This is a genomic window from Paenibacillus sp. 01T422 (genome assembly GCF_056398785.1).
Genome location: NZ_JBFTQB010000541.1, coordinates 1 through 4422, shown reverse-complemented (window position 1 = coordinate 4422; position 4422 = coordinate 1). Strand labels below are relative to the sequence as shown.

General features: G+C 41.4%; 3 protein-coding genes and 1 pseudogene. 1 reads left to right on the top strand and 3 read right to left on the bottom strand.

The window, feature by feature from the left end:
• Positions 1-351: Nramp family divalent metal transporter (locus tag AC1DUA_RS25340; protein WP_477502403.1), on the bottom strand; the 351-nt coding region annotated here is incomplete at its 3' end.
• Positions 352-685: 334 nt separating this feature from the next.
• On the opposite strand from AC1DUA_RS25340, the gene AC1DUA_RS25335 reads away from it, so the two are divergent.
• On the top strand, positions 686-2683 hold the full coding sequence (locus AC1DUA_RS25335; protein ID WP_477502402.1) for a heavy metal translocating P-type ATPase: 1998 nt from the start codon (positions 686-688) through the stop codon (positions 2681-2683).
• Here the strand turns inward: AC1DUA_RS25335 and AC1DUA_RS25330 are convergent.
• Positions 2634-2969 carry a ZIP family metal transporter gene (locus tag AC1DUA_RS25330; protein WP_477502401.1) on the bottom strand — a complete coding sequence of 112 codons (336 nt, stop codon included), beginning with the start codon at positions 2967-2969 and terminating at the stop codon, positions 2634-2636. The genes AC1DUA_RS25335 and AC1DUA_RS25330 overlap by 50 nt on opposite strands.
• Positions 2970-3285: 316 nt before the next feature.
• A pseudogene (locus tag AC1DUA_RS25325) lies at positions 3286-3625 on the bottom strand (hypothetical protein).
• Between the last annotated feature and the right edge of the window lie 797 nt (positions 3626-4422).

Below are 4422 nucleotides of genomic sequence, written 5' to 3'. Positions count from 1 at the left end.
ATAATGATCACGGCATGCCTGCGCAAGATCTCTACCTGTTGCGATGCCTAGCCGAGCCGTTAAGGACTGAAGTACAATGGCCATCAAGTTAGATATTAAGATGACGGACAATAATTGATAATTGTATAAGGACCCCCCAGCTATACTGGTCGCCCAGTTTCCAGGATCCATATAACCCACGGCAACCAGATAACCGGGACCGGTGAAGGCTAGGAGCTTCCGGAAGAAGCTTCCCTTTGTTGGGATAGGGAGGGTTTTGTAAACTTCCGGGAGACTGTTTGAAACTCTTTTTCGCCTCCATCCTGCCTCTGGAGATGACAGAGGTTTTGATTCTTGAACAATAGGTTCCATTGGACATCCTTCTTTCCTTCGCACAATAGTTTTGTCTTAAGGCAACATTTGGACTGAAAATTTTTTTATGTATTTCCTGATATCTACAATATTATCCTACACCAATAAAATTGCCTGTACAACAAAAAGTTTCACTAGGGAAAGAAAATGCGCTTTATTTTTATCGCAATTTAAATTATAATAATTATTATAAAGTTAGGTATAGGCAAAAAAGTTGAATAAAGTAAAAACGATTATCATTCTCGTTTAACGTGCTGCTCCTTAATGGAGCAGCATGTGCTGTTTTAAGGGAGTTAATAATGGATTTCATTCTCAATGAGGAGGAGTGATGGTTATGAGACCGGATTTTCATACGGCAGATGGCTACGCCAAACAACAGGAGGTTAACCTTTCCAAAATAAAAGATAAAGAAGGAAGAGAATGGTTTAATCGTTACGGGGAAGGTATGGCAGCTTTAACAAGTGGGATATTCATTGCTATTGCATGGGGGATAGGAAGTAGTACTCATTTATGGTCAATTGTTTTCTATTTGATCGCCTTTGCTGTGGGGGGATTTGTGAAGGCCAAGGAAGGCTTGCACACCCTTATCGCAGAGCGCGATCTTGACGTTAACTTGCTGATGATCATTGCAGCTATCGGCGCAGCCAGCATCGGGTATTGGACAGAAGGTGCGGTACTTATCTTTATTTTCTCGTTCAGCGGAGCTTTGGAAACTTACACCATGGATCGGAGCAGCAGAGACATTTCTTCGTTGATGGATTTGAAGCCGGAGACTGCTGTATTGTTTAAGGATGGTATCGAGACGATTGTTGCTATTGAAGCTTTGACGGTTGGGGATATCGTTTTGGTCAAACCCGGAGAACGTATTCCGTCTGATGGTGTTGTGCTTGAAGGGGCATCTGCTGTGAATCAATCCTCTATTACGGGCGAATCGGTTCCGGTGGATAAAGGTAAAGGAGATGAAGTGTTTGCCGGAACGCTGAATGGCCAAGGGGCTCTATTTATTGAAGTCAGTCAATTAAGTGAATCCACCTTATTCGCCAAAATCATTCGTCTTGTGCAGGAAGCACAAAGCGAAAAGCCTGCTTCTCAACTGTTTATGGAGAAGTTCGAACGCATCTATGCGAAGTCCATCATTTTGATTTGCTTGCTATTGATCGTTGTTCCTCCTCTGTTATTCCACTTAGCATGGTATCAAACCTTTTACAAAGCGATGGTGTTTCTCGTTGTAGCGTCACCTTGTGCGCTGGTCGCTTCCATTATGCCTGCTATGCTGTCGGCCATATCTAATGGTGCGAGAAAGGGGCTCCTTTTTAAGGGAGGTGCACATCTTGAAAATCTTGCAACAATCAAGGCTATTTCATTTGATAAGACTGGAACATTGACATCAGGAAAACCCGTAGTCACGGATATTCTTTCATTCCAACAATTAGACGAAACCGAAATGCTGAGCATCGCCGCATCGATGGAAAGCTTGTCGGAACACCCGTTAGCCAAAGCCATCGTACTTGAAGCTCAAGCACAAGGGGCAGCATTTGATCGCCCATCTGATTTTCATACACTTACAGGTTGGGGAGTTCAAGCACAATGGAAAGGGGATTTGTGGAAAATAGGGAAACCAGCCTTTCTGGATGATGCGTTTAGGACGGAAGAATTGAAGACAGTCATTGACAGACTGGAACGTGAAGGGAAGACCGTAACGGTGATGCACAATTCGCAGGGAGTTGCCGGTGTAATTGCCTTACGAGACAAAATTCGCTCTGAGGCTAAACAGGCAGTCGCCATGCTCAAAGCATTAGGTGTTCAAGTTGCTATGCTAACAGGCGATCAKAAACAAACTGCTGAGGCAATTGGTAAAGAACTGGGGATTGAGTGGGTTTACGCCGATTTATTGCCGGAAGATAAAGCGAGCCGAATCAAGGAGCTGAAGCAAACATTCGGCAGCATAGCGATGGTCGGTGATGGCGTCAATGACGCTCCAGCCCTAGCAACGGCTACCGTTGGAGTTGCTATGGGGGTAGCTGGAAGCGACGCGGCGCTTGAAACAGCAGATTTGGTGTTAATGAATGATGATATAGGGAAAATTGCTGAAGCCATTGTACTTGGCAAACGAACAAAAGTTATCATCAAACAAAATATTATTTTTGCTATGACCGTTATCATCACGTTAATCGTGGCCAATTTCGTCCAAGGCATTGCTCTTCCTCTAGGTGTGGTTGGGCATGAAGGAAGCACGATCCTAGTCATTCTTAATGGATTGAGATTATTACGTCAACGAGAAATTATTCAAACCAAACGAGTAGGCAAATCATTATTAAAAGTCCAAGGATAAATGAGAATGTGGCTTCTTTTTCGTGCCCATGACCATGCGTTTCGGGAATTAATTCTATATATACGATGAATAGCATCGCACCGGCGGCAAAGGCAAGTCCATATGGAATTATTTTTGAAAAAGATGAGGTTAAGTGGAAGCCAAAGAGACACGCAATCCATTCAATAGAACCGGTAAGTACAGCTATTCCAATGGCGGAACGAGAGCGTATTCCCTGATTTGTAAGAAACAAGGCAATAAGCAAGCCTTCCGGCGCATTTTGCAATCCAATAGAGAGAGCAACCACGTTTCCTAAGTTTTCAACCAGACTGGCATAGCTGACTCCAATGGATAAACCCTTCAGGATGATTGTGCAGCGACATGGCCATGATTAGCAGGAAGGACTTGGCATCCAATCGTCCGCCCGTTTTCCAATGTTTGATATGAACATGAGGGAGGTATTGTTCCAATACAACCACCGTTAAAACGATGGTACAACTTTTTGAATAAAAGAAATAGGTATATGTACAACCTGTGAAATAGAATGAGCGACTATGATGTACGGGTCTCATGAAAAAAAGATGCAGGCGAACTTATCGTGAGACCTGCATCTTAATAGGGGGTCATTTTTGATTCATGATCACAATCACAATAACACCTAAACCGAGCCAGGTTTTCCAATTGGGTATCTCTTTCAGAAATAAGTACCCCATTATTAATGAGATCAAGATCTCCAAACACTTCGCAGCTACAAGAACTTAGCTTAAATTTTCGGTGGATTTATAGCCAAATCTGACACCGTAGCCAATGCACATATTTGCAATTAAAAAAAGAGGCAACATTAGCAGTTGAAACTTTAAAGTAGACCAAAAATAGACATCGATGCTTGTTTTGATAAGAAAAAATAAAGTTGATAATGAATAGACCTCCGAATAAGAGTGTAAAACTGTACAAGTAGAACATAGAATCCTCCAATTTTGCCTTTGCTCCGATTTATGTTTTTAATACGCGACAATTTGTGATTCAAAATGGCATTCATTAGTTATTAATGTTTCCTGAAGCCAACTTTTTTATCCACGTGCAGGAACTAGGAAATATTTAGAATGAACGGATTGAATATTCGTGGAAATCGGATATAATGATGATAATGATTATCGTTATTATATCCGGTGAGGAGTTTTGAAAATGAATTTACTGTTTCCGATAACTACAATCGTCTTGATTGTTCTTGGAGCATTTTGTATATTTATTTCAATCGACAATAGTAGAAGAACCTTGCTTAAAAGAACAGACCATAAGGACAAAAAACAACAAATTTATTCCATGGCTTCGACAAAAAAAATTGAGGGTTAGAAAATCAAACTTATTAATTCACTTGCTTAATCAGTAAATGAATAAGATTCATGAGTTCAATAAAAAAGCTGCCATCGAGGCAGCTTTTTGTGTGTGCGACGGGCAGTCGCAACTTTAGCATTGTCCATTTTATTAATAAAAGTGAATCCCCCTAAGAAAGAGAATATCTACGCATTAATGTAGGGAAATTTGTGTCATTAATGTAGGGAGATTTGTGTCATTAGACATTCATTCATTTATGAATGACGGAATTTAAAACATCGCTGCGGCGATTGCGCTTGGAAAACGAACGAATTCGATCGTGAAACAAAATATCATATTTTCCGTTTCGGTAATTGCCTGTTTAATTGCGTTGAATTTTATTTCGGGTATCGCCCTGCCGCTAGGGGTCGCCCTGCCGCTAGGGG